The sequence below is a fragment of the Bombella pollinis genome (assembly GCF_026385485.1).
Lineage (GTDB): Bacteria > Pseudomonadota > Alphaproteobacteria > Acetobacterales > Acetobacteraceae > Bombella > Bombella pollinis.
In genome coordinates this window covers 203122-229701 of the sequence record NZ_JANIDX010000004.1, presented here as the reverse complement: position 1 = coordinate 229701, position 26580 = coordinate 203122, and the positions used below count along the sequence as shown (strand labels likewise).

The 26580-nt window shown below is 51.8% G+C and carries 26 protein-coding genes and 1 tRNA gene; 8 read left to right on the top strand and 19 right to left on the bottom strand.

All coding sequences use genetic code 11. The features are described 5' to 3' along the window. Positions 1-95: 95 nt before the first annotated feature. From NQF89_RS05650 to NQF89_RS05635, 4 genes are all read right to left on the bottom strand, one after another. Positions 96-305, bottom strand: coding sequence for a hypothetical protein (locus tag NQF89_RS05650; RefSeq protein ID WP_266137720.1), 210 nt, complete (start codon positions 303-305; stop codon positions 96-98). 137 nt (positions 306-442) lie between these two features. Beyond that, a tRNA-Val gene (locus NQF89_RS05645) sits at positions 443-517 on the bottom strand. A gap of 55 nt (positions 518-572) precedes the next feature. After that, positions 573-2462: a hypothetical protein gene (locus NQF89_RS05640; protein ID WP_155579258.1), complete on the bottom strand. Its 1890-nt coding sequence runs from the start codon at positions 2460-2462 to the stop codon at positions 573-575. 4 nt (positions 2463-2466) lie between these two features. Next, positions 2467-3417: a mitochondrial fission ELM1 family protein gene (locus NQF89_RS05635; RefSeq protein WP_266137719.1), complete on the bottom strand. Its 951-nt coding sequence runs from the start codon at positions 3415-3417 to the stop codon at positions 2467-2469. 64 nt (positions 3418-3481) lie between these two features. Between NQF89_RS05635 and NQF89_RS05630 the strand changes: the two genes are divergently transcribed. Further along, positions 3482-4639 (top strand): DEAD/DEAH box helicase, encoded by a 1158-nt coding sequence (locus NQF89_RS05630; protein WP_266137718.1) that lies wholly within the window; start codon positions 3482-3484, stop codon positions 4637-4639. A gap of 63 nt (positions 4640-4702) precedes the next feature. Here the strand turns inward: NQF89_RS05630 and glyA are convergent, their stop codons facing one another. Next, positions 4703-5998: a serine hydroxymethyltransferase gene (gene glyA / locus NQF89_RS05625; protein WP_155579255.1), complete on the bottom strand. Its 1296-nt coding sequence runs from the start codon at positions 5996-5998 to the stop codon at positions 4703-4705. Positions 5999-6105: 107 nt separating this feature from the next. On the opposite strand from glyA, the gene NQF89_RS05620 reads away from it, so the two are divergent. The 5 genes from NQF89_RS05620 to NQF89_RS05600 all read left to right on the top strand — a co-directional run bounded on the left by NQF89_RS05620 (position 6106) and on the right by NQF89_RS05600 (position 11968). Further along, positions 6106-7554 carry an APC family permease gene (locus NQF89_RS05620; RefSeq protein WP_266137717.1) on the top strand — a complete coding sequence of 483 codons (1449 nt, stop codon included), beginning with the start codon at positions 6106-6108 and terminating at the stop codon, positions 7552-7554. 73 nt (positions 7555-7627) lie between these two features. Continuing rightward, positions 7628-9091: an APC family permease gene (locus NQF89_RS05615; protein WP_155579253.1), complete on the top strand. Its 1464-nt coding sequence runs from the start codon at positions 7628-7630 to the stop codon at positions 9089-9091. Positions 9092-9115: 24 nt separating this feature from the next. Continuing rightward, a complete protein-coding gene (locus NQF89_RS05610) occupies positions 9116-10561 on the top strand; it encodes an amino acid permease (RefSeq protein ID WP_155579252.1) in 1446 nt (481 codons plus the stop codon). Positions 10562-10584: 23 nt separating this feature from the next. Further along, positions 10585-11580, top strand: coding sequence for a porphobilinogen synthase (gene hemB / locus NQF89_RS05605; protein ID WP_266137716.1), 996 nt, complete (start codon positions 10585-10587; stop codon positions 11578-11580). Further along, positions 11570-11968 (top strand): YraN family protein, encoded by a 399-nt coding sequence (locus tag NQF89_RS05600; protein ID WP_266137715.1) that lies wholly within the window; start codon positions 11570-11572, stop codon positions 11966-11968. The genes hemB and NQF89_RS05600 overlap by 11 nt, the downstream gene beginning before the upstream one ends. Positions 11969-12036: 68 nt before the next feature. Here NQF89_RS05600 and NQF89_RS05595 read toward each other — a convergent pair whose 3' ends face one another. The 9 genes from NQF89_RS05595 to purB form a co-directional block, all read right to left on the bottom strand. After that, positions 12037-12339 carry a hypothetical protein gene (locus NQF89_RS05595; protein WP_155573078.1) on the bottom strand — a complete coding sequence of 101 codons (303 nt, stop codon included), beginning with the start codon at positions 12337-12339 and terminating at the stop codon, positions 12037-12039. 151 nt (positions 12340-12490) lie between these two features. Continuing rightward, the gene (gene grxD / locus NQF89_RS05590; protein ID WP_155573077.1) at positions 12491-12826 is read right to left on the bottom strand and encodes a Grx4 family monothiol glutaredoxin; all 336 of its coding nucleotides are present in this window, start codon (positions 12824-12826) and stop codon (positions 12491-12493) included. A gap of 18 nt (positions 12827-12844) precedes the next feature. Further along, positions 12845-13072 (bottom strand): BolA family protein, encoded by a 228-nt coding sequence (locus NQF89_RS05585; protein WP_266137732.1) that lies wholly within the window; start codon positions 13070-13072, stop codon positions 12845-12847. 31 nt (positions 13073-13103) lie between these two features. Next, complete coding sequence (purL, locus tag NQF89_RS05580) at positions 13104-15344, bottom strand: phosphoribosylformylglycinamidine synthase subunit PurL (RefSeq protein ID WP_266137714.1); 2241 nt, start codon at positions 15342-15344, stop codon at positions 13104-13106. Next, on the bottom strand, positions 15344-16042 hold the full coding sequence (gene purQ, locus NQF89_RS05575; protein WP_266137713.1) for a phosphoribosylformylglycinamidine synthase subunit PurQ: 699 nt from the start codon (positions 16040-16042) through the stop codon (positions 15344-15346). The genes purL and purQ overlap by 1 nt, the downstream gene beginning before the upstream one ends. Beyond that, entirely contained in the window at positions 16039-16776 is a 738-nt protein-coding gene (locus NQF89_RS05570) for a Rap1a/Tai family immunity protein (RefSeq protein ID WP_155573074.1), read from the bottom strand. Before NQF89_RS05570 ends, purQ begins: the two co-directional genes overlap by 4 nt. Next, a complete protein-coding gene (purS, locus tag NQF89_RS05565) occupies positions 16773-17015 on the bottom strand; it encodes a phosphoribosylformylglycinamidine synthase subunit PurS (protein ID WP_266137712.1) in 243 nt (80 codons plus the stop codon). Before purS ends, NQF89_RS05570 begins: the two co-directional genes overlap by 4 nt. Further along, positions 17012-17776, bottom strand: coding sequence for a phosphoribosylaminoimidazolesuccinocarboxamide synthase (gene purC / locus NQF89_RS05560; protein ID WP_155573073.1), 765 nt, complete (start codon positions 17774-17776; stop codon positions 17012-17014). Before purC ends, purS begins: the two co-directional genes overlap by 4 nt. Before the next feature lie 114 nt (positions 17777-17890). Beyond that, positions 17891-19222 carry an adenylosuccinate lyase gene (purB, locus tag NQF89_RS05555; RefSeq protein WP_266137711.1) on the bottom strand — a complete coding sequence of 444 codons (1332 nt, stop codon included), beginning with the start codon at positions 19220-19222 and terminating at the stop codon, positions 17891-17893. Positions 19223-19452: 230 nt separating this feature from the next. On the opposite strand from purB, the gene NQF89_RS05550 reads away from it, so the two are divergent. Both NQF89_RS05550 and NQF89_RS05545 read left to right on the top strand, forming a co-directional pair. Continuing rightward, entirely contained in the window at positions 19453-20100 is a 648-nt protein-coding gene (locus tag NQF89_RS05550; protein WP_266137710.1) for a TerC family protein, read from the top strand. Then, positions 20063-21964: a lytic transglycosylase domain-containing protein gene (locus NQF89_RS05545; RefSeq protein WP_266137709.1), complete on the top strand. Its 1902-nt coding sequence runs from the start codon at positions 20063-20065 to the stop codon at positions 21962-21964. The genes NQF89_RS05550 and NQF89_RS05545 overlap by 38 nt, the downstream gene beginning before the upstream one ends. Before the next feature lie 66 nt (positions 21965-22030). Here the strand turns inward: NQF89_RS05545 and NQF89_RS05540 are convergent, their stop codons facing one another. From NQF89_RS05540 to NQF89_RS05520, 5 genes are all read right to left on the bottom strand, one after another. Then, positions 22031-22348: a hypothetical protein gene (locus NQF89_RS05540; protein WP_155573069.1), complete on the bottom strand. Its 318-nt coding sequence runs from the start codon at positions 22346-22348 to the stop codon at positions 22031-22033. Positions 22349-22474: 126 nt separating this feature from the next. Continuing rightward, positions 22475-22939, bottom strand: a complete 465-nt coding sequence (locus NQF89_RS05535) for a type II toxin-antitoxin system RatA family toxin (protein WP_155573068.1) — start codon at positions 22937-22939, stop codon at positions 22475-22477. Further along, complete coding sequence (lipA, locus tag NQF89_RS05530) at positions 22939-23916, bottom strand: lipoyl synthase (RefSeq protein ID WP_266137708.1); 978 nt, start codon at positions 23914-23916, stop codon at positions 22939-22941. The genes NQF89_RS05535 and lipA overlap by 1 nt, the downstream gene beginning before the upstream one ends. A gap of 2 nt (positions 23917-23918) precedes the next feature. After that, the gene (gene lpdA, locus NQF89_RS05525) at positions 23919-25325 is read right to left on the bottom strand and encodes a dihydrolipoyl dehydrogenase (protein ID WP_155573066.1); all 1407 of its coding nucleotides are present in this window, start codon (positions 25323-25325) and stop codon (positions 23919-23921) included. 2 nt (positions 25326-25327) lie between these two features. Further along, positions 25328-26575 carry a pyruvate dehydrogenase complex dihydrolipoamide acetyltransferase gene (locus tag NQF89_RS05520; RefSeq protein WP_266137707.1) on the bottom strand — a complete coding sequence of 416 codons (1248 nt, stop codon included), beginning with the start codon at positions 26573-26575 and terminating at the stop codon, positions 25328-25330. Between the last annotated feature and the right edge of the window lie 5 nt (positions 26576-26580).

Here is a 26580-nt window from a genome sequence, read left to right as displayed (position 1 = left end):
TCACCAGACACCAAAACAAACGCCACAAAACTCAAAATCCCCGCAACAATGCCCCGCATCACAACCCCCAATACGCAATAGAGCCTAACTACCTTCTACAATTCGCACGCTGCAAACGTACCAACAAGGCTTATGCTGCGCTCCATAAATAATTGTATATCGTTAGCATGACGGTAACGCGTTCTATGGGCGCAATAATGAGGATATGGCCGCCCCTCTATCGTCAGTGCATCTCCCATTACAGATGAAGCCGCTGCCTCCATATGGTCACCCTGAATCATGCCCTTAAAGAAAGGGGCACTCACTGAGGGAGAAATCCCTGAAAATGAATGGGCAAGACTCTTGAACGCTCGCACATTTTCACGGTCATGCGCAAATGACGGTGGACAGCATGTTGGGCGTCACCCAATATCTAAAAACACTTATGTTTCAGGGGGATTTATGGTGGATGCGACAGGGATTGAACCTGTGACCCCTGCCGTGTGAAGGCAGTGCTCTACCGCTGAGCTACGCATCCTTAATGGGGTGAGTGGCTTCTAGCACCTGTTCTCTCCCCATGCAAGAGGGCTGCTTTAAAAACCAAACATATGGTCTAATGAAAAACCACCAGCCTCATTATCTAAACCGTGATACCCAAAAAGACGGCATGTTAAGTCACGAATTAAGACATAACCGCCCTCCCCTGCTTGGTCTAACAATGAAGCATCAAACAGCTTATGCGGTTGAAGAAGGTAAGAGCCAGAAGGCTGGATGGTAATATCAGCCTGAGCCAGCTCCGCCCCATCAGCAGCATGAAGATGCAAGCGCGTTTGGGATGGGGCGCGGCCTTCACGCAGGGAGGTCGGGTAAATCAAGTAACAAAAACTCCGTAGCATTGTGCTATCAAGAGTTTGACCAAGCTTTAAAAAGAGCCGAGTTGTCAGTCCCGGCGGGGGACCAGCATAAGATTGCGGCTCGTTACGCCATGTCATCATAGTGTTGAAGATATGCCCGCCAAAGCTCGTCTCGGCCGCATGGTCCGTTTTGCGATGGCGATAACGCATTAAAGCATGAGGCCAGCCGTCAGCCTCCCCACCATCGCGGAAGTCATATACAAGCTCCGCATGGCCGGGTTTTTGAAGAAGCTCATGCAGGGCTATCGCCCCTTGATAATTACGCGGTAAATTGCCAAGGAAATGCTGGCCACATTCCTGACCGGCTTCATCAAACACATCCAACCGCAGCGGCATATGTGTTAGTGCTTCCGACATCGGGTTGGGCTGGACGAAACTTTCATACAAAGCGGGATTAGGGATGGGGAAAGGCAGTACAAACCCGCGCCCTAAGAGGGGCGACATAGTGCGAAGTGCGGGGTCGGGTTGTAAATTGGCGCGCTCGACATTCATATGGGCAATGCGTGTGCGCCCCCGCTGTACAATTTCGTACCGTGGGCGAACCAGATGTTGGCCAGAGCGTAACTCCAACTGGGCAGGCCACCGCCATTTAGGCAATAACGCGCCGACATCCAGCGCAACCGTCTCATAAGGGCCGATAGGCTGAGCGATGGGGTAATGCTCATCCTCCCCCATAGGGTTGAGGGTTATAGCCCCTGCGGGAATGGTTGTGCCGTGGCTATTTTGCAGCCAGAGATATACGGTCTCATCATCATCAGGCGCGGGAAGGGTCGCAAAGCGCATGGAGGGCCACGCATTAGCGTCATGCGTCACAGAAAGGCTCGGGTCACCTTTGCGACCAAAACTATCAAGAGCGTATTTTACGACATCATGCCCTTTTGCCCCAATTACATGGATGAAAAGCTGCCCTGTAAAATGCGGGAGATTGAAGCGTTCCCTTACCTCTTGACTATCAATCACCACACCGGCGGCGGGGTTCTCTACATCATGATGCCATTCTGCCAGAATAAGGCCCTGCTCATCGTAAAGACGGAGCCAATAGCGTAAAGACTCTGCCCCGTAATTAGACCAATAATTCGCCGTGACTAAGCGGGTGCTGAAATGTTCTGTCTCGCGAAAGAAGGCAAAATTAGTTGCGAAATTACATTTATCTAAATAAGGCCGCTTATAGGGGAAGAACATATCTGGCAGGCGCGCTATACCCAATGTATAAAGCGGTATAGCCCCTATAAATGCCCCAAGGCGGGAACGCATTTTAGCATCCTCAAACGACAAAGCGAGGATGGCATCCACATCACAATTAGCCGCGTGAACAATGGCGCACTTCTGCCCGCCTAGGCCATCAGCCTGACCAACTTGCTCACTATCATGCGTTAAAATCAAAGCCGGTTGAATAGCGGGATAAAGCCCACATAACGTAGGGGCGTACTCATCAGGGTCATAAAAAGCAACTCTCTTGCCTTTTAACGCCGCCTCCAGCGTTTTCATCTCCTCAACAATCAGCGGGTGAGAGAGAGCCTTATAGAGGACATTACCGCCCTGCGGTCCAAAAGTTTTAATGTCCAACATGGAATCACCCTTTCTGCTCAAACTGAATACGCCGTCTTACTTCTTCCGCTGCTAGCCAAGTATCGTCAAGATGATAACAAGGAATAAATGAGGCTACGTCTAAAGAAGACTGAATACGTCCCGCTTTTTGTAAGGTCTTTACAAAAGAATCTATCCGTGAAGACCTACCCTTTAGCGGCAAAATACATACGGGTTTATCTGTTGCCACCGCCTCTGAAATCATCGAGACACTATCTTGGGTAACGGCTAAAATATCAGCACAGGCGAGTAAGCCCATATAAGGGTTCTCCTTCCCCTCACCATCCATCACCACAGCCCCTAGAGGCTGAAGATGAGCACGCATAAAGGCAAGGGCCTTAGGGGATGTGCGGCGCGATGGCGTGATAACACATCGAACTGACGTTTTGCGTATAAAGCCGGCAATTTGTGCAGCAAGAGCTGCGGCTTCACTCTCCTCAAAACGATACCGCCCATTAGACCCGCCAAGAAGAACCCCTAGAACCCTCTCCGCCCCTGCACGAATGGGGCTATGCCAACACCGTGCAGCCTCTACTAAACGGGCGGGGGTGACATCATGCAACGCCGTGCGAATAGATAATACATTCGGCCCGCTAAGCTTATCATGCTCATTAGCAATCACTAACGCATAGGGAGAAAGGCGCGCTCTAGGGTGCTGAATCTGTACGACAGGAAGACCATAATGTGTTCCCAGAGCCGCCCCTGCGACCCCGCCCTTCCCCCCGAGGCTGATAATAAGACGGGTTGCAGAGGATAGATGAAATGGTGCAAAAAGACCCAAAGAACGCGGCCAAAACCGAACGGGTAAGCGAAGGACCCATGAATCTTTTTGTGTTATAATAGGCTGAAAATCCCAAGAGAAACCCGCCCTTTCTGCCAAGCCTCGCCCTTGTGAACGCATCCCGGCATAATCCTCGGCAATAATCGTCGCATGCATCGTGAAAAGGCTCCCTAGGGTATTAAGCCATCATCATTCCTCCTCTCTAGCAAGACTATCCTCCATGACCCATAGTGATTTTACAACCCTTGGCCTCTCCGATGCTCTTACGCATGCTGCACAAAAAGCGGGCATGATGAAACCGACAGCGATTCAACAACACGCTATTCCGCCCCTGCTGGCAGGGCGAGATGTTCTGTTACCCGGCCAAACAGGGACCGGCAAAACCGCCGCTTTTGTTCTCCCTGCCCTCCAAAAACTTGCTCATCTTAAAGAGGATGGCTCTACCCCCTCTATCCCGCGCATCCTCATCTTAGAGCCAACACGCGATTTAGCCATGCAGACCGCAGCAGTTTGCCGCCAGTTGGGCCGTCAACTTCCGCTCAAAACGCGTGTGATTTGCGGGGGTGTCCCACGCGAGCAACAAGCTCTCTCCTTAGCGCAAGGGGCCGATATTATCGTTGCCACTCATGGCCGTTTGCTCGATTTTGTGGAGAAAGGCGACCTATCGTTAGAGCATATTCTCTATCTTGTGCTGGATGAAGCAGACCGCCTTTTAGATGAGGAGTTCTCAGCCAGTATGACGGCCCTTGTCCCCTATATTGCTGACCGTCCCCAAACGGTCTTTTGCTCAGCCACCCTGCCTGCGCCTGTCATGGCTCTTGCCAAACGCGTAACAAAAGACCCTATCCGGGTCGAACCGGGAGAAGAAGAAGTCACGCCGCGACGTATTCGCCAGCAAGCCCTCTTCATCACAGATGACCAAAAAGAGCCACTCCTACAAAAACTACTGGAAACTACCCCTCACCTAAAAGACGGGAAAACAGGCCGCACCATTATTTTTACTAAAACGAAACAACGGGCTGATTCTGTTGCCAAATTGTTGAGGAAGGCACGATATAAAGCCATCGCCCTGCATGGTGGACAAACCCAAGGCGAACGGAAAAAGACGTTAGAGCGTTACCAAGAGCAGGCTGGAGCCATCCTCGTAACAACCGATATAGCAGCCCGTGGGCTAGATATTGATGATATTCAACTCGTCATCAATATGGACCTGCCTCAAACGCCAGAGCTTTATATTCATCGCATTGGCCGCACAGCCCGGGCAGGGAAGCAAGGCCGTGCCGTAACCTTCGCGACATTTGATGAACGCGCCCGCCTACGCGATATTGAAAAACATATCAACTACCGCATCCGCATCATCACGACCGAGACGCTCTAAACCCATCCCCCTATGGCCGAATGGCGACCATCACGACCATAGGGGAGCAGGCTACCAGCCCTTTTAAGCAGAGGCACGATCATAAATTGGGAAGCGAGCGCATAGCTCCTTCACCTCTTTGCGCACGCGGGCGAATGTTGCTTCATCCTCCTCATCGGCACTCAGCACCGCATCAATCATACGCGCCACTTGGCGGAACTCCGCCTCACCAAAACCACGCGCTGTTGCTGCCGGGCTACCCAAACGCACGCCGGAGGTCACGAAAGGCTTTTCTGGGTCGAATGGTACGGCGTTCTTGTTCGCGGTAATACCAGCACGCTCCATGAGAGCTTCCGCCTTCTTGCCAGTCACCTTCTTAGGACGCAGGTCCACCAGCACGAGATGCGTATCGGTCCCACCTGTTACGATGTCGAAGCCACATTTCAACAGCTCATCAGCCAGAGCCCGCGCATTAGCCTGCACACGCTGCTGATAATGTTTGAACTCCTCTTGCAGAGCCTCACCAAAAGCCACAGCCTTACCTGCAATCACATGCATCAAAGGGCCACCCTGAAGGCCCGGGAACACCGCCGAGTTAATTTTCTTCGCGATGTCTGCATCATTCGTCATGATAATACCACCGCGCGGGCCGCGTAATGTTTTATGCGTTGTGGAGGTCGTAATATCTGCATGCGGAACCGGGCTTGGGTAAAGGCCAGCCGCTACAAGCCCAGCAAAATGGGCCATATCGACCATCAAATAAGCCCCGACCTCATCAGCAATCTTGCGGAAACGAGGGAAGTCAATCACACGCGGATACGCAGAGCTGCCCGCTACGATGATGCGCGGCTTATGCTCGCGAGCCAGACGCTCCATCTCCTCATAATCGAGCAGACCATCCTCCCCGCGCACACCATATTGCACCGCATTGAACCATTTGCCGGAATAATTCGGCGCGGCACCATGGGTGAGATGCCCCCCCGCTGCGAGGCTCATACCGAGGATGGTATCACCGGGCTTAGCCAATGCCATAAAGGCGGCCTGATTCGCATTAGCCCCAGAGTGAGGTTGCACATTGACAAACTCCGCGCCGAAAATCTTCTTCAAACGCTCAATGGCAAGATTCTCAACCTTATCAACATCAACACAGCCACCATAATAACGGCGACCGGGCAGACCTTCCGCATATTTATTGGTCAGAACAGAGCCTTGAGCCTCCATCACAGCAAAAGATGCCATATTCTCCGAGGCAATTAACTCAATACCATCTTGTTGACGCTCCAACTCGGCATTCAGAATCGCACTAACCTCGGCGTCACGCTCCTTTAAAGGAGCATGATAGAAAGCATGAAGGGTAGATTTTTTGATGTTGTCGGACATTCGCTACGCATCTCTCTGCAAAAAAACTCTTCCTTTTTATAAGCATGAGAGCTAAGCGCGTCTATCGTTGCGGGATAATTACCTTTAAAAATACTGTGAGAGCCATCATGACCACGCCCCTTTTGCAGAGAAAACCAGTCGCCCCCCCCACCAATCATCCTAATGGGTTGAAGCGTGTCTTTGGCCCGTGGCGGCTTATCATGATGGGCGTTGGTGTCACAGTTGGGGCTGGGCTTTTCTCCCTCACCGGTGTGGCCGCTGGGCAAAATGCTGGCCCTGCGGTGGTTATCTCCTTCCTCATCGCCGCTATCGCCGCAAGTTTTGCCGGACTATGCTACGCCGAACTTGCCGGGATGCTCCCCGCCGGTGGGTCGGCTTATGCCTACGCTTATGCTGGCCTTGGTGAGATCATCGCATGGATTATCGGCTGGGATTTGATTTTGGAATATACTGTCGGGGCTGGGGCGGTGGCCTCCAGTGCTTCGGGCTATATTGCCTCCCTCCTTAAAGGGTGGAACATCCTCATAGACCCGCGCCTCCTTAATCCACCTCTTACAACCCTCACCTTGCCCAATGGCCAAACCGCTCATGCGTGGTGCAACCTACCGGCAATGCTCATTCTTTTCGTCATCACACTTTTACTTATGCGGGGAACTAATTTTTCTGCCCGCCTGAATGCGCTGGTCGTCTTCATTAAGCTCTTGGTCATTGTTGGGCTGATTATTGTCTGCACACCCTTTGTCGATGTCAGCCATTTCCACCCCTTTATCCCCCAAAATACGGGAAGCTTTGGCCATTTTGGTGTCAGCGGCATTATGCGCGCTGCGGGTATGGCTTTCTTTGCCTATATCGGCATTGATATTGTCTCGACCGCCGCACAAGATACCAGCAACCCTCAACGCAATATGCCCATTGGGATTTTAGGTAGCCTGCTGCTTTGCGCGATTATCTATGTTGTGTTCTCAACCATTCTCGTAGGTGTCGTAGATTACCATCTCCTCGCCCATGACCCCAGCCCTGTTGCCACGGCTATGGATAAAATCCATCTGCCATGGATGGCTGTATTGGTAAAAATCGGCATTACCTTCGGCTTTATTTCCGTCCTTTTCGGCCTCCTCATCGGCCAAAGCCGTATTGCTATGAATATGGCAGAAGATGGCCTCCTCCCCAGCTTTTTAGGGCGTGTTCATAAGGGTACACGCACCCCTTGGACAGCCCATATCATCACCGCCTGTGCAGCCGCCCTACTCGCCGGGTGCGTCCCTATTGCCACCTTGGGCGAGATGACCTCCATCGGTACATTGCTTGCCTTTGTGATTGTCTGTGCAGGCGTCACCGCCCTACGCTTCCGCGCTCCTAATGCCCCGCGTAGCTTCCGCGTACCGGGTGGGCCAGTACTCATTCCCTTTTCAGGAATCATCACCTGTGGGATTGTCATTGCCTCCATGAGCCCACTTACTTGGGCACGGTTGCTCATTTGGTTGGCCATTGGGTTTGTCATTTATTTCGCTTATGGCATCCGTAAGAGCAAATTACGCAATAAGTCTTCTCATTAGGGGTGGAAAATTATAATAATCTTCCATAATAAGGTGAGCGATGCACTAAAGAGACGATGAAAGTATCCCCATCATGAAGTCATCCCTATGGCGTAAAAAGACCATTACCGCCCCTGTTGAGCCTAGCGGCCTAAAGCGGGTTTTTGATACATGGCAGCTTATTGCCATCGGGGTAGGCGTCACTATTGGTGCGGGGCTTTTCTCTCTTACAGGCGTAGCCTCCGGCCTTTATGCTGGCTCGGCTATACCGCTCTCCTTCCTCATCGCTGGTATTGCCGCCAGTTTTGCAGGTTTATGTTATGCCGAACTCTCTGGCATGATCCCTTCTGGTGGCTCCGCCTACTCCTACGCTTATGCCGCCTTGGGGGAGGTTGTGGCATGGGTTATCGGCTGGGATTTAATCTTGGAATATACCGTCAGCACAGCGGCTGTTGCCTCTAGCTGGTCGGGCTATATTGTCTCCTTCCTCAAGGGCTGGGGAATCGTCATAGATCCTCGCCTTCTCCACCCGCCCATGACGCTTGTTACCCTCCCCGATGGGCAAACAGCGCATGCATGGTTTAACGCCCCTTGTTTGTTCATCCTCTGGCTCGTTACCTTTATGCTCACCCGTGGAGTGAAAGAATCAGCACGGATGAACGGCCTTGTCGTGGCTATCAAGTTCTGTGTGCTTGTTGGGATGATTATTGCCGCGCTGCCTCACATCAATATGGCGCATTTTCATCCCTTTATTGCCCCTAATACAGGCCAGTTTGGCATTTTTGGCTTTAGCGGCGTTATGCGTGCCGCAGGGATGGCCTTCCTCGCTTATATCGGCTTCGACATCGTCTCGACCGCCGCGCAAGATACCAAAAACCCACAAAAATCCATGCCCTTTGCGATTTTGGGCAGCTTGATTATTTGCACGATTATCTATGTGGCTTTCTCGGCTGTGTTGGTTGGTGTGGTGGATTATCACCGCTTTGCAAACGACCCTAGTCCCGTTGCCACGGTTATGGATGTCATCAACCTTCCTTGGTTGGGTTTGCTCATTAAGGGAGGGATTTGTCTCGGTTACTTATCTGTCCTTTATGGGTTGTTAATGGGCCAGAGCCGTATCCTCCTCGCTATGGCACAAGATGGTTTATTACCCGCCTTCTTCCGCCGTCTTAACCCCAAGAGCCATACCCCTGTACCCAGCCATATGCTGAGCTTCCTCGTTAGCGGGGCACTCGCTTGCTGCTTACCCATCAATATCCTTGCCGATATGGCCTCTATCGGTACGTTAGCGGCCTTCATCATCGTATGCGCGGGCGTTATTGCGCTGCGCTTTAGGGCACCCCACGCCCCGCGTACCTTCCGCTTGCCGGGTGGGCCATGGCTTATCCCCGGCCTCGGCATCCTCTCATGTGGTAGTGTCATGCTCTCCATGAGTCTTGTCACATGGATGCGGCTTATTATCTGGTTAGCCATTGGTGCCGTGATTTATTTCGCCTATAGCATAAAACATAGCCACCTAAGGACGAAGCATCACCCTACGTCCTCTCGTCCTGACTGACCGTAACAACGTGGAGCAAGCCTCATGAACAGGCCCTTCTGGCGCACCAAACCAATCGCCCAAACCCTTACCACCAAAACAGGGTTACGCCGTGTCTTAGGCTTATGGCAGTTAATTGCCCTTGGTGTGGGTGTGACTGTAGGGGCCGGTCTGTTCTCGATGACAGGTGTTGCGGCGGGGCAATATGCTGGCCCCGCTGTCACGCTCTCCTTCCTCATCGCGGCCATCGCCTGCGCCTTCGCTGGCCTTTGCTATGCGGAACTCGCTGGAATGATTCCAGAAGGAGGCTCCGCCTATACTTACGCTTATACGGGCATGGGCGAAGGCATTGCCTGGATTATCGGCTGGGATTTAATCCTCGAATATACCGTTAACGCCTCCACCGTTGCCGCCAGCTGGTCGGGCTATTTTGCCGCTCTCCTCCACGGGCTAGGCATCCATCTGGACCCTCGCTTCCTCGCCCCAACGGGGGCGGCTGTTATGACGCCCGATGGTCATTTTGTACATGCTTGGTTTAATGCACCAGCCGTCTTCATCATCTGGGCCGTGACAGCGTTGCTCATGTACGGGACACAAATCTCGAGCAAAATTAACCTCTCTATTGTTATTCTCAAACTCGTTATCATTGGCAGTGTTACAGCCGTATGCTTGCCTTATATTAGAGGCACTCACCTCCATCCTTTCATTCCCCCCAATACCGGGCAATTCGGCAATTTTGGTGTTAGTGGGGTTATGCGCGCAGCGGGGCTTATCTTCTTTGCCTATATTGGGTTTGACATCGTCTCTACCGCAGCGCAGGATAGTAAAAACCCGCAACGCAATATTCCGTTAAGTATTCTTGGTAGCCTTATCATCTCTGCTATCATTTATATGATATTCTCATTTGTTATTGTCGGCGTTGTTGATTACCGCGCCATGCTGCATGACCCGAACCCTGTATCGACCGTCCTTGATAGTCTTCATATGTCATGGTTCTCTAGTATCATTACACTGGGTATTGCCTTTGGATATATCTCCGTTATTTATGGTTTGCTCATGGGGCAGAGCCGTATTTGCCTCTCCATGGCAAAAGATGGCCTCCTCCCCCCTCTCTTCTCAAAACTTAATGAGCGTAGCCGTACACCGTGGAGCTCTCACATCATCACCGCTATTGTGGCAAGCCTTCTCGCCGCGTGCCTTCCTATTGATATTCTCGGGAAGATGACCTCCATCGGCACGTTATTGGCGTTCATCATCGTTTGCCTGGGCGTGATGATTCTACGCATCCGCCAGCCTGACGCTGTGCGGCGTTTTCGCACCCCCGGCGGGCCGTTCCTCATTCCCATTTTAGGGATTATCTCCTGCGGTGCCGTTATGCTCGCTATGGACCTCATGACATGGATCAGGCTTGTCGTATGGTTGCTAATTGGTATGGGCGTCTATCTTTGCTACGGATTGCATCGTAGCCATATTCGTCATTCACACCATTAGGAAGATAAAGGTACAAACATATTATGGTAAGAAGCTCTTTCCCCCATACACGTTTGCGTCGTAATCGTTTTGACGATGCCACACGCCGCTTGGTAAGCGAGACACATCTGCATGTTGATAATCTCATCTGGCCCATTTTCATCTGTGAAGGCGAGCAACAACGCCAAAAAGTAAAGGCCATGCCAGGGGTGGAACGGGTCAGTTTAGACCTATTAGTGGAGCATGTGCGTCCCGCTGTGGAGCTTGGCATCCCCGCTGTCGCCCTCTTCCCCGTTACCCCGTTGGAAAAACGTAGCGAAACTGGTGAGGAAGCCCTTAACCCTGATAATCTGATGTGCCGAGCCGCGCGCGTCTTAAAGACGGCTTACCCTCACCTGGCTTTAGTAGGGGACGTGGCTTTGGACCCCTACACATCCCACGGTCATGATGGCTTAATTAAGGATGGTCACATCCTCAATGATGAATCGGTAGATGTTCTGCGCCATCAGGCCTTGAACCAAGCAAAGGCTGGCATTGATATTATTGCCCCATCCGACATGATGGATGGCCGCGTTAAAGCCATCCGCAGCATTTTAGATGAACATGACTTTCACACAACGCGTATCATGGCCTATGCGGCCAAATATGCCTCTGCCTTTTATGGCCCCTTCCGAGATGCTCTGGGCTCCAACGCTCTGCTGAATGGTGATAAAAAGAGCTATCAGATGGACCCCGCTAATAGCGATGAAGCCCTCCGGGAAGTCGCTATGGATTTAGCCGAAGGGGCGGATATGGTAATGGTCAAACCCGGGATGCCCTATCTTGATATCATCCGCCGGGTACGTGACACATTCTCCGTGCCGACATTTGCCTATCAAGTCTCTGGCGAATATTCCATGATTATGGCCGCTATTGAGAATGGCTGGCTAGAACGCGAGAAAACCATTCTGGAAAGCCTCATCGCGTTCCGCCGGGCTGGCTGCCATGGCATCCTGACCTATCTTGCTGTTGAAGCGGCGCGTCTGCTGCGTGGTCGTTAAGCCACGCTTTTCCCCCTCTCCTCTCCGTAGGAGACGGGGGAGCCTTGCCCATAAGGCAGGCCTTGAGGCGGAAAAATTAGCTGAAGACTATATCCATCACCAAGGCTTTACAATCTTAGCCCGCCGCTATCGCACAGCTTATGGTGAGATTGACCTGCTTGCAGCCGATGATGATTACTTACTCGCCATTGAAGTCAAACAACGTACAACCCTAGGCGAAGCCCGTTACGCCGTGTCCACACGTCAAAGCCAGAGGTTATTGCGGGCGTTTCAACTCGTAATTGAGACCCATCCAGAGTGGCAACGGGAAAATACGCGCTTTGATGTCATCATCATTGATATAGCTGGTGAGATTGACCACATCCGAGATGCGTTACGACTTACTTAAAGCATCAAAAAAAGCCTCATCACGCACATGATGAAGCTTTTGATAGTAGATGAAAGGCAAGAGAAGCATCACCCACGGTGACGATGAGTTACCCGCCCGTGCCTTGCAGCAGTATGACTATAATAGGACACATTCCGCACTGCTACAGCATGATGACGATGGGTGGCTGCAACGCGGCTCCCCAAAACATGCCCCCGCCATGAATGACGAGCAACATGCTGGAATGCTGAAGGAGGCGCAATGAGGGCATCAAATGTTAATTTACCCGCTTCATGCTCTGTTAAAACACGCTCAGCATGAGCTGGAGCCATCGTTACACCAGCTAAGCCCAGAAGGCCAAAAATAGCCCCCTTTGTACGGGATATTTTCATCTATCGCCCCTTCTCACACCCCACCCACCTAGAGGGGATAACGCATCTCTCACAAATAATGAAAACTCTAATCATGTTAAGAAAAAGAAAGCAATAAAAATTGCCTCTCCTTAAACAATTCTTTAGAGACTCTCATCCTCTCTCACGCTTATCACTCAGCGTTTTTAAGCAACCCTTTCTCCACAAGCAGTGATTCCAACTCACCACTCTGATACATATCGGTCACAATATCGCACCCACCGATAAACTCACCTTTTACATAAAGCTGAGGGATGGTCGGCCATTGCGAAAAATCTTTGATTCCCTGACGGATTGCAGGATTTTCCAAAACATTTTCCGTCTCAAACTCAACGCCAATATGGCTCAGAATCTGCACAACACGCGCAGAGAAACCACATTGCGGAAACTGCTTATCCCCCTTCATGAAAAGCATAACGGGGTTTTTATCAACTAATGCCTGAATTGTCTGAAAAACAGCATCATTCATCTTATCTGTCCTTTCCACTCACTCAGGAGCCCGCGTCTTAACGGCCAAAGCATGTAGCTCCGTCCCCACACGGTCCCCGAAAGCGTCATAAACCAGCTTATGCTGTTTCACCCGTGGTAACCCACGGAATACGTCACTCACAACTTCACAGGCGAAATGATTACCATCGCCTGCAAGGTCTTCAACCACAATTTCCGCATTAGGGAAAGCCGCACGAAGGGCTTTTTCAATCTCATTTACCGTCATCATGCTTACTCTCCCTCTATAGCCACATTCTTCAGGATAGCTGTTCATCCAGATGCACAAGCGGTGCATCTTCCTGCCCCATAAAACGGGGGAAGAAGGACGCATGCAGTGCCTGCATCTTCCCAACCGTAAGAGCCCCCTCTGTGCCAATTTTCAGCGTATCACCGCCTACATGGCCCAGACGCTGCACGGGAACACCTTTTCCCTGCGCTGCCTTTATCACAGAATCGGCCTGCTGCGTCACCACAACATAACGCGCTTGGTCTTCCCCAAACCAATAAGCATGAGCAGGCATATCCGCAGGAGCATCCGCAAGGCTGCAACCGATCCCACCTGCTATAGCCATCTCAGCCACAGCGAGCAAAAGCCCACCATCTGAAACATCGTGACAGGCCGTGACCAGCTCATCTTGAATCAATCCACGCACGAAATCACCATTCCGCCGCTCAGCTTCAAAATTAATCGCAGGAGGTGCGCCCTCCTCACGGTTGAGGATTTCCTTCAACCATAAAGACTGCCCGAGTGTGCCAATCGTCTCCCCAATGAGGAGAATCTCCCCTGCGTCAGGGAAGGCAAGACCAACGGCTTTATGTACATCCTCCAGCACACCAACGCCACCAATCACAGGGGCAGGTTGGATGGCTGTAACGCTCCCATCATCACCACGCGTCTCGTTATAAAGAGAGACATTCCCACTAACGACAGGGAAGTCCAACGCGCGCCCAGCATCGCCAATGCCTTTTACAGCCTCGACAAACTGCGCCATGATGCGTGGATTTTCTGGGCTAGCGAAGTTTAGATTATCCGTCATCGCCAAAGGCCGCGCGCCTGTCGCGGTTATATTCCGCCAGACCTCTACAACAGCTTGCGCACCGCCAATATAAGGGTCCGCCTGCCCGTAACGCGGGGTACAATCGGTTGTCATTGCGAGGCCACGATTCGTACCCTCGACCCGTACAATCGCAGCATCAGCCCCACCGGGGCGTTTTACTGTCTGGCCACCCACGCCGCTATCATATTGATTCCAAATCCAAGCGCGCGAGGCCCCATTCCCGCTGGAAAGCAAACGGACTAAAGCAGCCTCTACCCCACAAGGAGCCGCTGGAGGGGTAAGGGCAGGTTGACGCTCATACGGAACTGTCGGGCGATCGTAAATTGGAGCTTCATCAGCCAATGGGCCCAAGGGAATATCGGCTTCTACAGTACCTTTATGACGTACCGTAATACGTCCGCTATCTGTCAGCGTGCCGACAATTGCAAAATCCAACTCCCATTTCTCAAAAATCTTACGGGCCACTTCTGTCCGGTCGGGACGCAGCACCATGAGCATGCGTTCCTGACTTTCAGAGAGCATCATCTCGTAAGCCTGCATATGGGTTTCGCGCTGCGGCACATGGTCTAGATCTAGGTCAATCCCGACACCACCTTTGCTAGCCATCTCCACAGCAGATGATGTCAGCCCTGCGGCACCCATATCCTGAATGGAAATCACAGCATCCGTTGCCATGAGTTCTAAACAAGCTTCGAGCAATAATTTCTCTGTGAACGGGTCCCCAACTTGAACAGTCGGCCTTTTTGAGCTCGATTCGGAATCGAACTCCGCGGAGGACATCGTCGCCCCATGGATGCCATCACGTCCTGTTTTAGACCCTACATAAACAACCGGATTCCCCACTCCCGCCGCAGCAGAAAGGAAGATACGATCCTGCCGTGCTAAGCCAACGGTCATGGCATTAACAAGCGGGTTGCAATTATAGGAATGATGGAAGTTTACCTCGCCCCCAACGGTTGGTACTCCCATGCAGTTACCATAACCGCCAATACCGCGCACAACACCATCAACAACGCGTTTTGTATCTTTATGAGACGGGTCGCCAAAGCGTAGGGCATTTAAATTCGCAATAGGGCGCGCACCCATTGTGAAAACATCACGCAGGATGCCCCCAACACCTGTCGCTGCCCCTTGATATGGCTCGATGAAAGAGGGGTGGTTATGGCTCTCCATCTTAAAAACAGCGGCCAAGCCATCCCCAATATCAATCACCCCAGCATTTTCACCGGGGCCATGAATCACCCAGGGGGCCTTTGTAGGCAAAGTCTTCAGATGCAGACGCGATGATTTATAGGAACAATGCTCCGACCACATCACCGAGAAAATACCAAGCTCTGTCAGACTCGGCGTGCGCCCCATAATGGTGAGTACCTTCTCATACTCATCATCTTTAAGGCCAAAAGAACGCGCTAATTCGAGATTAACAACAGCGGTTACCATTAGCCTAATCCCTCCAAAATCCCATTAAAGAGGGGCAAACCATCTGTGCCGCCCAATATGTCTTCTGTTAGATTTTCAGGGTGAGGCATAAGCCCACAAACACGGCGATTCTCACTCAACACACCCGCGATCGATCGGGCACTGCCATTCATATTAACATGTGCATCATGGTGCTTCACCTGACCTGCCGCATCACAATAACGGAACGCCACACGCCCCTCACCCTCCAACTGGTCCAAGACCTCTGGGGCGGCAGTATAATTCCCATCCCCATGGGCTAAAGGCGCGCGAAATACGGCCCCACGCTCCCAACCAGCGGTAAAGATGCTATCGCGCCCTTCTACCTTAAGGTGACAATCCTGCGACAAAAAGCGCATGCCCGCATTACGCAATAACGCCCCGGGGAGCATCTGCGCCTCCGTAAGGAGCTGGAAGCCATTACAGACCCCCAGAACATATCCCCCTTTCTCTGCAAACTGACGAACAGCCCGCATAATAGGTGAATGTGCTGCCATAGCCCCACTACGCAGATAATCGCCAAAGCTAAAGCCGCCCGGCAGGATAATTAAATCGAACCCATCAACATTATCCTGCTGATGCCACAACATTTGAGGAGCTTTACCAGAAGCCACCTGAAATGCTTGTGCCATATCCCGCTCGCGATTCGTGCCGGGGAAAACGACAATGCCTATTTTCATCTGTTATCCCCTGACGGCGTACCCGCATAGCAAGGGTAGTTATCATGCAATGCCCGATAAACACCGCGTCCTGCTGGCTCGTTCAACGCATCTTCATGACCAGCATACCAACCGACAATCAAGGCGCGCAGCTGAGACATTCTCATCTCTTTAGGGACACAAAATGCCATCGGGTTATGCGCTCCCTCAATAGTGGAGAAATTGCGTGACCAAATCTCACTATCCATTGTCCCTGCGAGATAGCCATTACAGGCTGGCAAGCCAGCATTATGACTGCACAGAGCCACCAACCCCTTACCCGGCAGAGATGAAATACGCTGTGCTTGCGCCCGCCGCTCCGCATATAAACTCGCTACGCCAGAGGGGCATGTATAGTTATCATGCAAGGCTTGGAAAACACCCCGCCCTGCTGGCTGCCCCAGAGCTGTGCTATGACCAGCAAGCCACCCTACAACGAGAGACCGAATCTGCACCCCCTTAACTTGCGCCGGGATACAAAACGCAGGAGACGGCGCAGAGCCAAGCAAAAGCCCAAAGCTTTGAGACCAAGAAGCCCCATCCGTAATGCCCGCAAGATAGGCACTACACGCAGCAAAACGAGACTGCTTATCACAGCTCCGCGCTAGCTCCTCCCCCGATACGGTAGAGACACGCTGAGCATGAGCGGCATGCCCCACACACAAAGAGGCAAGGCCAAGGGCCAATGCAAACCCTATGTTACGGATAGCTCTCACGCACTTACCTCCACATGAAAATCCTCAATAACCTCATTAGCTAACAAAGCACGCGCCATTTTCTCGCCTTGCTCTTTTGCCGCAGCGGCATCATTAGCCTTAACGTGCAAATCAACCACACGGCTAATGCGCACATCGGAGGCTTCCTCAAAACCGAGAGAATGCAGAGCATGCTCAACCGCTTTACCCTGTGGGTCTAACACGCCATTTTTCAGATATACAAAAACTCTGACTTTCACCGCATACCCTCCGTAGATACAGTCTCGACTTGCCCATTTTCTGGCAAGATGCCAAGGCGGCGTGCCACCTCTTGATAAGCTTCACCAACACCGCCCATATCCCGGCGGAAACGGTCTTTATCCATTTTTTCCTGTGTTTGGCTATCCCAAAGACGACAATTATCTGGCGAAATCTCATCAGCCAGTACAATGCGCATCTCGTCATCTTGCCAAAGACGCCCAAACTCCAGCTTAAAATCCACCAGCGTAATGCCAACCCCGGTAAACAATCCGCAGAGAAAATCATTCACCCGCAACGCTAAACTTTGAATCTCCTCCAGCTCCTGCGGATGAGCCCACCCAAAGGTAACAATATGCTCCTCCGAGATGAGAGGGTCATTCAGCGCATCATTCTTATAATAATATTCCACCAAAGTGCGAGGCAGACGCTCCCCCTCCGGCAAGCCAAACCGCTTGGAAAGCGAACCAGCCACTACATTACGTACCACAACTTCCAACGGGATAATCTCAACCTCCCGCACAAGCTGCTCCCGCATATTTAAGCTACGGATGAAATGCGTAGGAATACCCATCTCACCAAGACGCAGCATCAAATATTCGCTAATGCGATTATTCAGGACGCCTTTACCGGTAATGACGCCACTCTTTGCCCCATTACCTGCCGTTGCATCATCTTTGAAATACTGAACCACCGTTCCCGGCTCAGGCCCTTCAAAGATAATCTTGGCTTTTCCTTCATAAATCTGACGCCGGCGAGCCATGCCATTTCATCCTTAACTAGTGGGCCTATCAAAGCCTTTTCGGCCCCTATATCACAAGAGATACCCTTATACGAGCCTAAGCCACAAATTGTGGCTCTGCCTCATAAGGTCCCTTTAACCAAATACGCGCTTAAAAATATGGTCCACCGCACGCAAATGGCGCGCCGGGTCTAGCGCATCATCCAACACAGCAGGCTCAACATGTTTTGCAACTTCTGGGTCTGCCTCTAGGTTTTCACGGAAGGTACGACCCTCCGATGTGCCTAATTTTGTCCAAGTCGCCATAGCAGCACGTTGAACAATCCGATACGCATCCTCACGCGAGATACCAGCACGCGCCAGTACCAACAGGACTTCACCAGAATGAACAACCCCGCCCAAACTCTCAACATTAGCCAGCATTTGTTCTGGATAGACGACCAATTTTTCCATCATGCCAGAGAGGCGCGCAAGGGCGAAATCCAACACAATCGTCCCATCGGGGCAGATATTCCGCTCTACAGAAGAATGGCTAATGTCGCGCTCATGCCACAGAGCCACATCCTCCAGTGCTGGGATGACGTAAGAGCGCACCAACCGTGCTAGGCCCGTGAGATTCTCGGACAAAACAGGGTTACGCTTATGCGGCATGGCAGAGCTGCCTTTCTGCCCAGCATGGAAGAACTCCTCCGCTTCTCGCACTTCGGAGCGTTGAAGATGACGTACCTCTGTAGCAAGCCGCTCAATCCCGCTAGCAATCACACCCAAAGCGCAGAAAAAAGCGGCGTGGCGGTCCCGTGGAATCACCTGTGTGGATACAAACTCAGCCTTTAGCCCCAGATGAGAGGCGACATATTCTTCCACCTCTGGGTCGATATGCGCATATGTGCCTACCGCACCAGAGATAGCACATACGGCAATCTCCTCCCGCGCAACTTCGAGACGGCGACGATTACGGGCGAACTCAGCATAATGGCCCGCCAATTTTTGCCCAAAGCTCATCGGCTCGGCATGGATACCGTGGCTACGACCAATCGTAACGGTGTGTTTATGCTCAAAAGCGCGCTTCTTCAGGGCGGCAAGGAGAATATCCATATCCTCCAACAAAATATCCGCTGCTTGTGTTAGTTGCACCGCCAAACATGTGTCCAACACATCCGAAGATGTCATCCCCATATGGACAAAACGGCTCTCCGGCCCAACCTTCTCCGCCAACCATGTGAGGAAGGCAATCACATCATGGCGTGTTTCTGCCTCAATCTCATCAATCCGCGCTACATCAGCCTCACTAAAAGCGGCCATCGCGGCATCGCCTTTTGTGCGAATAACTTTAGCTGCCTCTGCCGGAATCTCCCCCCGGCGCGCCAAAGCCTCACACGCCAAGGCCTCAATCTCAAACCAGATGCGATACCGGTTTATAGGGGACCAAATGGCTGTCATCTGTGGGCGCGAATAGCGGGGGACCATGTTATAACTCCTGCTAGAAGGGCAATTATCCCCTGATTAGCCTAAAACTGCCCCTTTTGCCCAGAGCCGAAAACCCGCTATCTAACAATGAATCCTTAATTCACAAAAACCATGGCAGAAAAACACACACAGCACGGCTTAACCGCTCATCCACTCTCACATTAAAAAGATTTTTTGTTTATAGATAGAAGATTAACAGCCTACCCTAGAGCTCAAGTGAACATATGACCATGGTGTCTCCTCTCTATTTCATCATGATGGTGTGCCTCACCATTATTCTGAATCTAGCATTGAGTGGCTATAATGTGGTGATTCTGCAAAATATTGTCGAGCATATCAGGCCGCCTCGGCTGGATATAGCACGCCAAACGCACCCCAATTTAGCCCAAAAACACCTCCGCTCATACCGCCGTACAGCTCTTATCTTCGGCTCCGCTTTGGCGGCATTTCTACGAATTGGCCTAACACTCATCCTAAGCGATATGCTCGTCTTCTCTTATACGAAGATTATCGCCGCTATTCTCCTTTTATGGACCAGTTGGATCTTATTCCGTACCCTTACCTCGCCTGATCCAGAAACCGAAAGCTCTCACTCAGCCAACTTAATAGAGGCGATTCCCAAAATCATTATGGCTGACCTCGCTTTGGGATTGGATAATATCTTAGCCGTTGCTTGCGTTTCCATTCATCACCACATCATTCTCATCAGCGGCCTTGTAATATCTATTCTAGCAATCACGATTGGCGTTATGATGGCTCCCGCGCAGTTGCTCCGTTTGCGCCGGTTAGAATGGGTAGGCTTAGTCATCATGCTTGTTCTAAGCATCCATCTTTTGATTCATGGCATTCGCGATGTTCCGCTTCCTCTTTTCTCGTAAATCAGGTCCTTTTTTAAGAGGGCTAACCCTACTTTATCTCGGCAGCATTGTTACAACAGCATGGGGGCAAACCCCCTCCCGTTTTGAAGAATGGCGCGCTCTAATCGCCTCAGACGGTACCAACTACCCTCCCACACGATATGCGGCTTTTCTAGCACAAAAACCAGATTGGCCCCTGCAAAAACGAATCGAAAGCCGTTATGAACGCGCCCTTCTTGCAGAGCCAGACCCAACGGTACGACAAACTCTTTGCCCTTCGCGCCCTATTCAACGTGCGGACCTCCTCGCTACCTGCGCGCCTTTTCTCCCTAACCTTGCCCAACAGGCGCGGCGTTTATGGCGGGAGCAGCCCATGGATGGGGAGCAAATGGCGTTATTCCTGCGACAATTTACTCCATATCTTACCCCTGAAGATGAAATCGCCCGTTACGAACTCTTAGAGCATACGGGGCCTATAAATACCGCCAAACAGCAAATAGAACGTACCCCGGAGCTATGGCACGCCCTCTTTTATGCCCGTCTGACAAACCGTTTTTCCACTTCCGATGCTGATGCGCTTTATCAAGCCAATGCTGCCAGCTCTGACCCTTCCCTTCTTTATTATCGCCTGAAATATTTACGCCTTCATGATCGGCTTGATGAAGCCACATCACTTTGGCTTACGAAGAAGCCCGGCACGGCAAGCAGCCCTCTCCTTCCCCCAAGCCCAGCAGATTGGCAAACTGAACGGGCTAATTTCGTTCGGGCCTTGCTGCGTACAGGGCGCGTAGAGGCTGCCTCTACTGGCTTTACCATTATGCAAGCCATACCGCCTCATCAACAAACACCAGAAACACGCTCCCTTATGGGCTATATCGCCTTTACCTTTTTACATAATCCACCCCAAGCGCATCCTTATTTTAAAGCTCTGGCCGAAGAAAATGACCTTAATAAACATGCTGAAGGGCTTTATTGGCTTGCCCGTACAGAGGAGAGCCTGCATCCACATACGGCATTAGAGACTTATAAAAAGGCGAGCAATTATCCCACCACCTTTTACGGCCAACTTGCTTTAGCCCATATAACGCACGCGCCTTTTTTATCCAGCTCACTCCGCAATGCGGATTTTTATGAAGCCTTACAAAGGCAGCTCCGCACGCTCCCTCCTACCCCAGCGGGACATAATCCCGCACGTGAGGATTTGCTACAAGCAAGCATAGACTTATGGCATGAAGGCGATGCTTTTAACGCTATGCTGATTTTAGCGTATCTTCAAGTCCATGAAGCCGATGATAAAGCAGAACAACTCGCCATTGCCCGCCTTGCTTTATCCCTCCCACTACCAAAAATCGCCATCCTCGCGACACGGCAACTTGCGCGGCTTGGGGTAGCCTTTTACCCCGGTGGCTATCCCTCACTCCCTCTCGCATCCTCCCCGGCTTTGCCTAATGGCTTACTCCCGGCCTTGGTCCGGCAAGAAAGCAGCATGGATGAAGCTGCCATAAGCCCGCGTCACGCCATTGGCCTAACCCAACTTCTCCTCCCCACGGCCCAGCAGATTATCCGACAACATCATCTCTCTTATAAACTAACCTCGGCACATGACCTCCAAGACCCGGAGACTAACCTCACAATCGGCAGTCTTTACCTAGAAGATATGCTGTCACGTTTTAATAATGTACTGCCTTACACATTAGCCGCCTATAATGCTGGCCCAACACGAGCCAAACGCTGGCAAGACGAGATGGAAAGCCCTATAACCCCAAGCGTTGGTGATGAAGATATATTGCTCCGTTGGGTGTTGTTACTCCCTTATAAAGAAACGCGCCTGTATATCGAACATATTGAAGCCGATATGTCTCTTTATGCTTTAGCCCCACAATAACACCCATAAAAAAAGCGGCCCGATTGGGCCGCTTCTTCCACTATAATGTGTGCTTAACACTCATTATTAGTGCTTGGAGTTCGCATCCGAAACGCCTGTGTTAGCAGCAGGAGCCGGAGCAGCCTCTGGTGCGGAAGCAGCAGGAGCAGCAGGCCGTGCCTTATCCAGAGATGTGCTGTTCAGGTCATCAGTGGCTTGCGGAGCCTTGCCCTCATCCTTCTTCTGGCCATGCTTCATGCCGCATTTCTTGCCATGATGATGGTGACCAGCGTGATGAGCATGGTGAGCCGGTGCCGGAGCAGCAGCCTCATCAGCAGCGAAAGCCGGAGCAGCAGCAGCCGTCAGGCCGAGCAGAGCAATAGCGGAAAGAGATAGTTTCTTCATAAAATCCTCCTCAATCATCCTTTTCTTGTGATGACGGGAGCTATCCTAGAATGGATAAGCCTTTAGGACAATCATTCTTATCTAAAAGAATTATTACATAAAATTATTTATCCTATAAGCGAAGCCTTATGAGAGATGAGCCCCCGATACTATAGTGTGCGGTGGGCCATAAACCTTACTAGCGCGTGTGATAAAGGCCTTCACCATAAGGCGCACGCCTTCATTAAAAACCATTCCTATCGCATTGCGCAGCAAAAGGGAGCGGAACTCAAAATCGACAAAGAAATCAACACGGCAATGCTCTCCCTCAGGGGTGAAACGCCATATATTTTTGAGATGCTTAAAAGGCCCGCGTTCATACCCTACTGTAATCTGATGAGGGCGGTCTAGCTGAACACGGCTTGTATAAGTCTCCCGGAAAGGGCCAAAGCCAATGGTCAAATCAGCTAATAATTCCTTCTCCGACCGAGAGCGCACAGCAGCCCGCACACACCAAGGGAGGAACTCAGGATATCTCTCTATATCCGCCACAAGGTCAAAGAGCTGCTCGCTAGAGTAAGGAATTAACCTTTGCTCGGCATGTGTTGGCATTAGCTCTCCCCTTTTAAACGGCGCGCACGGGCTTCGCGTAGCTCTGCAAAATCACGATCCGCATGATAAGAGGAGCGCGTGAGGGGGGATGCACTAACCTGCAAAAACCCCTTCGCCCGCGCCATGGCCCCATAGTCAGCGAATTGCTCTGGCGTGATAAAATCTTTAACCGCGGCATGTTTAACCGTAGGTTGCAAATATTGCCCTAATGTTAGGAAATCGACATCCGCAATACGAAAATCATCCATCACTTGCGCGACTTCCATCTTCTCCTCCCCCAAACCCAACATCATGCCGGATTTCGTAAAAAGAGATGGATCAAGCCGCTTAGCATCATCCAATAAGCGAATAGATTGATAATAACGCGCCCCCGGTCGAATCCCCGGGTATAAACGCGGGACGGTCTCAATATTATGGTTAAACACATCCGGCCGTGCAGCAACAACCACCTCTAACGCACCCGGTTTACGCAGAAAATCCGGCGTTAAAATCTCAATCGTTGTTTCTGGTGCAAGGGCACGAATCGCTTGGATGACATCCGCAAAATGTTGCGCCCCCCCATCGGGCAAATCATCACGATCCACCGATGTAATAACGACATGCTTGAGCGCCAACTTCGCTACGGCTTCCGCGACATGAGCCGGCTCGTCTGGGTCCAATTTATGCGGGAGACCTGTCGTAACATTGCAAAACGCACAAGCGCGCGTGCAAATCTCCCCCATAATCATCATAGTCGCATGGCGTTGGGACCAACATTCCCCAATATTGGGGCATGCAGCCTCCTCACATACTGTCGTCAGGCCATGTTTTCGCATGAGGCCGCGCGTCTCATCATAGACCGGATTGCTCCCCGGAGCCCGCACCCGAATCCATGAAGGTTTCTTCTGGATAGGGTTATCGGGCCGGTGCGCCTTCTCTGGATGACGCAAAGCGGCCATCCGGTCTTTTTGATGATTAATGACGATGCGCTGAGCCATTCCTAAATATGCAGCGCACCCTCATAAGCGGCGAGGACAGCCTCATGCATTGTCTCAGAGATGGTTGGATGGGGGAACACCGTCTCCATCAACTCGGCATCAGTCAACTCACCCGTTCGGGCGATGACATAGCCTTGAATCATCTCCGTGACCTCAGCCCCAATCATATGGGCCCCTAGCAATTCGCCCGTTTCAGCATCAAAAACCGTTTTGGTCATGCCGTCAGGCTCACCCATAGCAACGGCTTTCCCATTCGCTAAGAAGGGGAACCGCCCCACGCGGACCTTATAACCTTCGGCTTTTGCCTTCTCCTCGCTAAGCCCCACAGAAGCCACCTGCGGGCGTGCATAAATACAACCGGGGATGTTGCGAATATGGAGCGGCTCTGGGGAGCGACCGCTGATTTTCTCCACGCAAATCACCCCTTCATGGCTTGCTTTATGAGCAAGCCACGGTGGAGCCGCCACATCACCAATGGCATAAATGCCCGGCTCTGCCGTGCGGCAAAACTCATCTGTTTGAATATGGGAGCGATCAACCTTCACCTTGGTGCCTTCAAGGCCAAGCTCCTCCACATTTCCCACGATACCGACCGCGCAGATTACACGGTCCACCGTAAGGTCCAGCTTGCCTTTCGCTGTCTCAATAGTGGTGGAGACCTCATTAGCACCCTTCTTCAGCGGGCCAACCTTTGCCCCTGTATGGATGGTCATACCCCGCTTCTCAAACGCTTTATGCGCTTGTGCGCTAATCTCGGCATCTTCGGTCATGAGGATACGCTCTGCGACCTCGGCAATCGTGACCTCACAGCCCAAATCCCGATAGAAGGACGCAAACTCAATCCCAATCGCCCCAGAGCCAATAACCAAGAGACGCTTTGGCAGACTATCCGGCGTCATCGCCTCACGCGCCCCCCAAATGAGCTTTCCGTCTGTCTCCAACCCCGGTAGCTGCCGCCCCCGCGCACCAGTTGCCAAAATGACATGCGGGGCACGAATCTGGCCAGTCTCTTTACCATTTTTTGTAATAGAGACTTTATGCGCCTCACCCTCACGGCCTGCTAATTTAGCGTGGCCATCAAAGGTTTTAACTTTCGCCTTCTTTAAGAGATGAGCCACACCTTTGCCCATTCCCTCCGCTACTGAGCGAGAGCGTTTTACAATCGCCTCTAGGTCGAAGGAAGGATTACTGGCCGAAAGCCCATATTTCTTCAAGTGCCCTAGGCTGTGGTAAACCTCCGCAGAGCGCAACAGAGCTTTGGTAGGGATGCACCCCCAATTAAGGCAGACGCCCCCCATATGGGTACTTTCCACCAAAGCGACATTCATCCCAAGCTGACTAGCCCGCAAAGCCGCCACATAGCCACCCGGACCGCCGCCGACCACAATAAGATCAAAAAGGTCAGACATGATCACAGCACCAGTGAATAAGGGTTTTGAATAAGGTCACGCAATTTATTAAGCCATTGCGCACCAAGGGCACCATCGACCGCACGATGATCCACCGAGAGAGTAGCCGTCATCACCGTTGCAACAGCAAGCTCACCATCGCGTATCACAGCGCGTTTCTCACCCGATGCCACAGCCAAGATAGCCGCCTGCGGTGGATTGATAATCGCAGCGAAATCTTTCACCCCGAACATCCCCATATTGGAGATAGAGAATGTCCCGCCTTGGTAATCCTCTGGGGAAAGTTTGCCCTCCCGCGCACGGGTCGCAAGGCTGCGGGCCTCTTGACTAATCTCCTTCAAGCTCTTGCGATCAGCTTGGCGGACAACCGGTGTCAGCAATCCATCCGGCACGGAAACCGCCATAGAAATATCCACATCCTCAAAATGCAGCATCTCGGTTTCGGTGAACTGGACGTTCAGGCCCGGCTGTTGCTTCAACGCCAAAGCCACGGCCTTAATCATCATGTCATTGACAGAGATTTTGCAGCCTTCAGCTTCAAGAGCTTTATTAAGGCGACTGCGTAGGGCCAAGAGCGCATCAAGCTCAATATCCACCGAGACGTAAAAATGCGGCACTTGTGTTTTAGATTCCGTCAAGCGGCGGGCGATAACCTTCCGCATACCGGAATGTTTTACTCGCTCAACAGAGCCCGCTGCTGGGGCCGCTGTAGCAGATGGTGCAGTGGTGCTAGATGTCTGCCCTTTTGCTTTCTCCACATCGCGGCGCAGAATACGGCCATTCGGCCCTGTCCCGGTGAGGCTGGCAATATCAACACCATTTTCTTTCGCAATACGGCGGGCCAAGGGGGAGATGAAAATCCGCTCCCCTTTATCCGCTTTCTGCGTTGATGTTTGTTGAGCCGGGTCAAAAGAAGAAATCACCACTGGCTCGGGCTTTTCAGCTTGTGCAGGGGCTTCAGCCTTCGCCGCAGTAGGTGCGGTTTCAGGAGCCTCAGGGACAGCTTCTCCCTCCTCCACAAGGATGGCGATGGGCGTCTTTACTGCCACATGCTCCGTCCCCTCTGGGATGAGGATTTTACCAAGAATCCCCTCATCCACAGCTTCGACTTCCATCGTGGCTTTATCAGTCTCAATCTCGGCAATAACATCACCGGACTGAACGGCATCGCCTTCCTTTTTCACCCACCGGGCCAGCGTCCCTTCTGTCATAGTCGGAGACAGAGCAGGCATTAAGATATTGGTTGCCATTGGTT

What these genes read in the sequence shown, in the direction of transcription:
- NQF89_RS05640 (WP_155579258.1), bottom strand. Translation starts at nt 2,462, where the DNA reads ATGTTGGACATTAAAACTTTTGGACCGCAGGGCGGTAATGTCCTCTAT.
- NQF89_RS05635 (WP_266137719.1), bottom strand. Translation starts at nt 3,417, where the DNA reads ATGCATGCGACGATTATTGCCGAGGATTATGCCGGGATGCGTTCACAA.
- NQF89_RS05630 (WP_266137718.1), top strand. Translation starts at nt 3,482, where the DNA reads ATGACCCATAGTGATTTTACAACCCTTGGCCTCTCCGATGCTCTTACG.
- glyA (WP_155579255.1), bottom strand. Translation starts at nt 5,998, where the DNA reads ATGTCCGACAACATCAAAAAATCTACCCTTCATGCTTTCTATCATGCT.
- NQF89_RS05620 (WP_266137717.1), top strand. Translation starts at nt 6,106, where the DNA reads ATGACCACGCCCCTTTTGCAGAGAAAACCAGTCGCCCCCCCCACCAAT.
- NQF89_RS05615 (WP_155579253.1), top strand. Translation starts at nt 7,628, where the DNA reads ATGAAGTCATCCCTATGGCGTAAAAAGACCATTACCGCCCCTGTTGAG.
- NQF89_RS05610 (WP_155579252.1), top strand. Translation starts at nt 9,116, where the DNA reads ATGAACAGGCCCTTCTGGCGCACCAAACCAATCGCCCAAACCCTTACC.
- hemB (WP_266137716.1), top strand. Translation starts at nt 10,585, where the DNA reads ATGGTAAGAAGCTCTTTCCCCCATACACGTTTGCGTCGTAATCGTTTT.
- NQF89_RS05595 (WP_155573078.1), bottom strand. Translation starts at nt 12,339, where the DNA reads ATGAAAATATCCCGTACAAAGGGGGCTATTTTTGGCCTTCTGGGCTTA.
- grxD (WP_155573077.1), bottom strand. Translation starts at nt 12,826, where the DNA reads ATGAATGATGCTGTTTTTCAGACAATTCAGGCATTAGTTGATAAAAAC.
- NQF89_RS05585 (WP_266137732.1), bottom strand. Translation starts at nt 13,072, where the DNA reads ATGACGGTAAATGAGATTGAAAAAGCCCTTCGTGCGGCTTTCCCTAAT.
- purL (WP_266137714.1), bottom strand. Translation starts at nt 15,344, where the DNA reads ATGGTAACCGCTGTTGTTAATCTCGAATTAGCGCGTTCTTTTGGCCTT.
- purQ (WP_266137713.1), bottom strand. Translation starts at nt 16,042, where the DNA reads ATGAAAATAGGCATTGTCGTTTTCCCCGGCACGAATCGCGAGCGGGAT.
- purC (WP_155573073.1), bottom strand. Translation starts at nt 17,776, where the DNA reads ATGGCTCGCCGGCGTCAGATTTATGAAGGAAAAGCCAAGATTATCTTT.
- purB (WP_266137711.1), bottom strand. Translation starts at nt 19,222, where the DNA reads ATGGTCCCCCGCTATTCGCGCCCACAGATGACAGCCATTTGGTCCCCT.
- NQF89_RS05550 (WP_266137710.1), top strand. Translation starts at nt 19,453, where the DNA reads ATGGTGTCTCCTCTCTATTTCATCATGATGGTGTGCCTCACCATTATT.
- NQF89_RS05545 (WP_266137709.1), top strand. Translation starts at nt 20,063, where the DNA reads ATGGCATTCGCGATGTTCCGCTTCCTCTTTTCTCGTAAATCAGGTCCT.
- NQF89_RS05540 (WP_155573069.1), bottom strand. Translation starts at nt 22,348, where the DNA reads ATGAAGAAACTATCTCTTTCCGCTATTGCTCTGCTCGGCCTGACGGCT.
- NQF89_RS05535 (WP_155573068.1), bottom strand. Translation starts at nt 22,939, where the DNA reads ATGCCAACACATGCCGAGCAAAGGTTAATTCCTTACTCTAGCGAGCAG.
- lipA (WP_266137708.1), bottom strand. Translation starts at nt 23,916, where the DNA reads ATGGCTCAGCGCATCGTCATTAATCATCAAAAAGACCGGATGGCCGCT.
- lpdA (WP_155573066.1), bottom strand. Translation starts at nt 25,325, where the DNA reads ATGTCTGACCTTTTTGATCTTATTGTGGTCGGCGGCGGTCCGGGTGGC.
- NQF89_RS05520 (WP_266137707.1), bottom strand. Translation starts at nt 26,575, where the DNA reads ATGGCAACCAATATCTTAATGCCTGCTCTGTCTCCGACTATGACAGAA.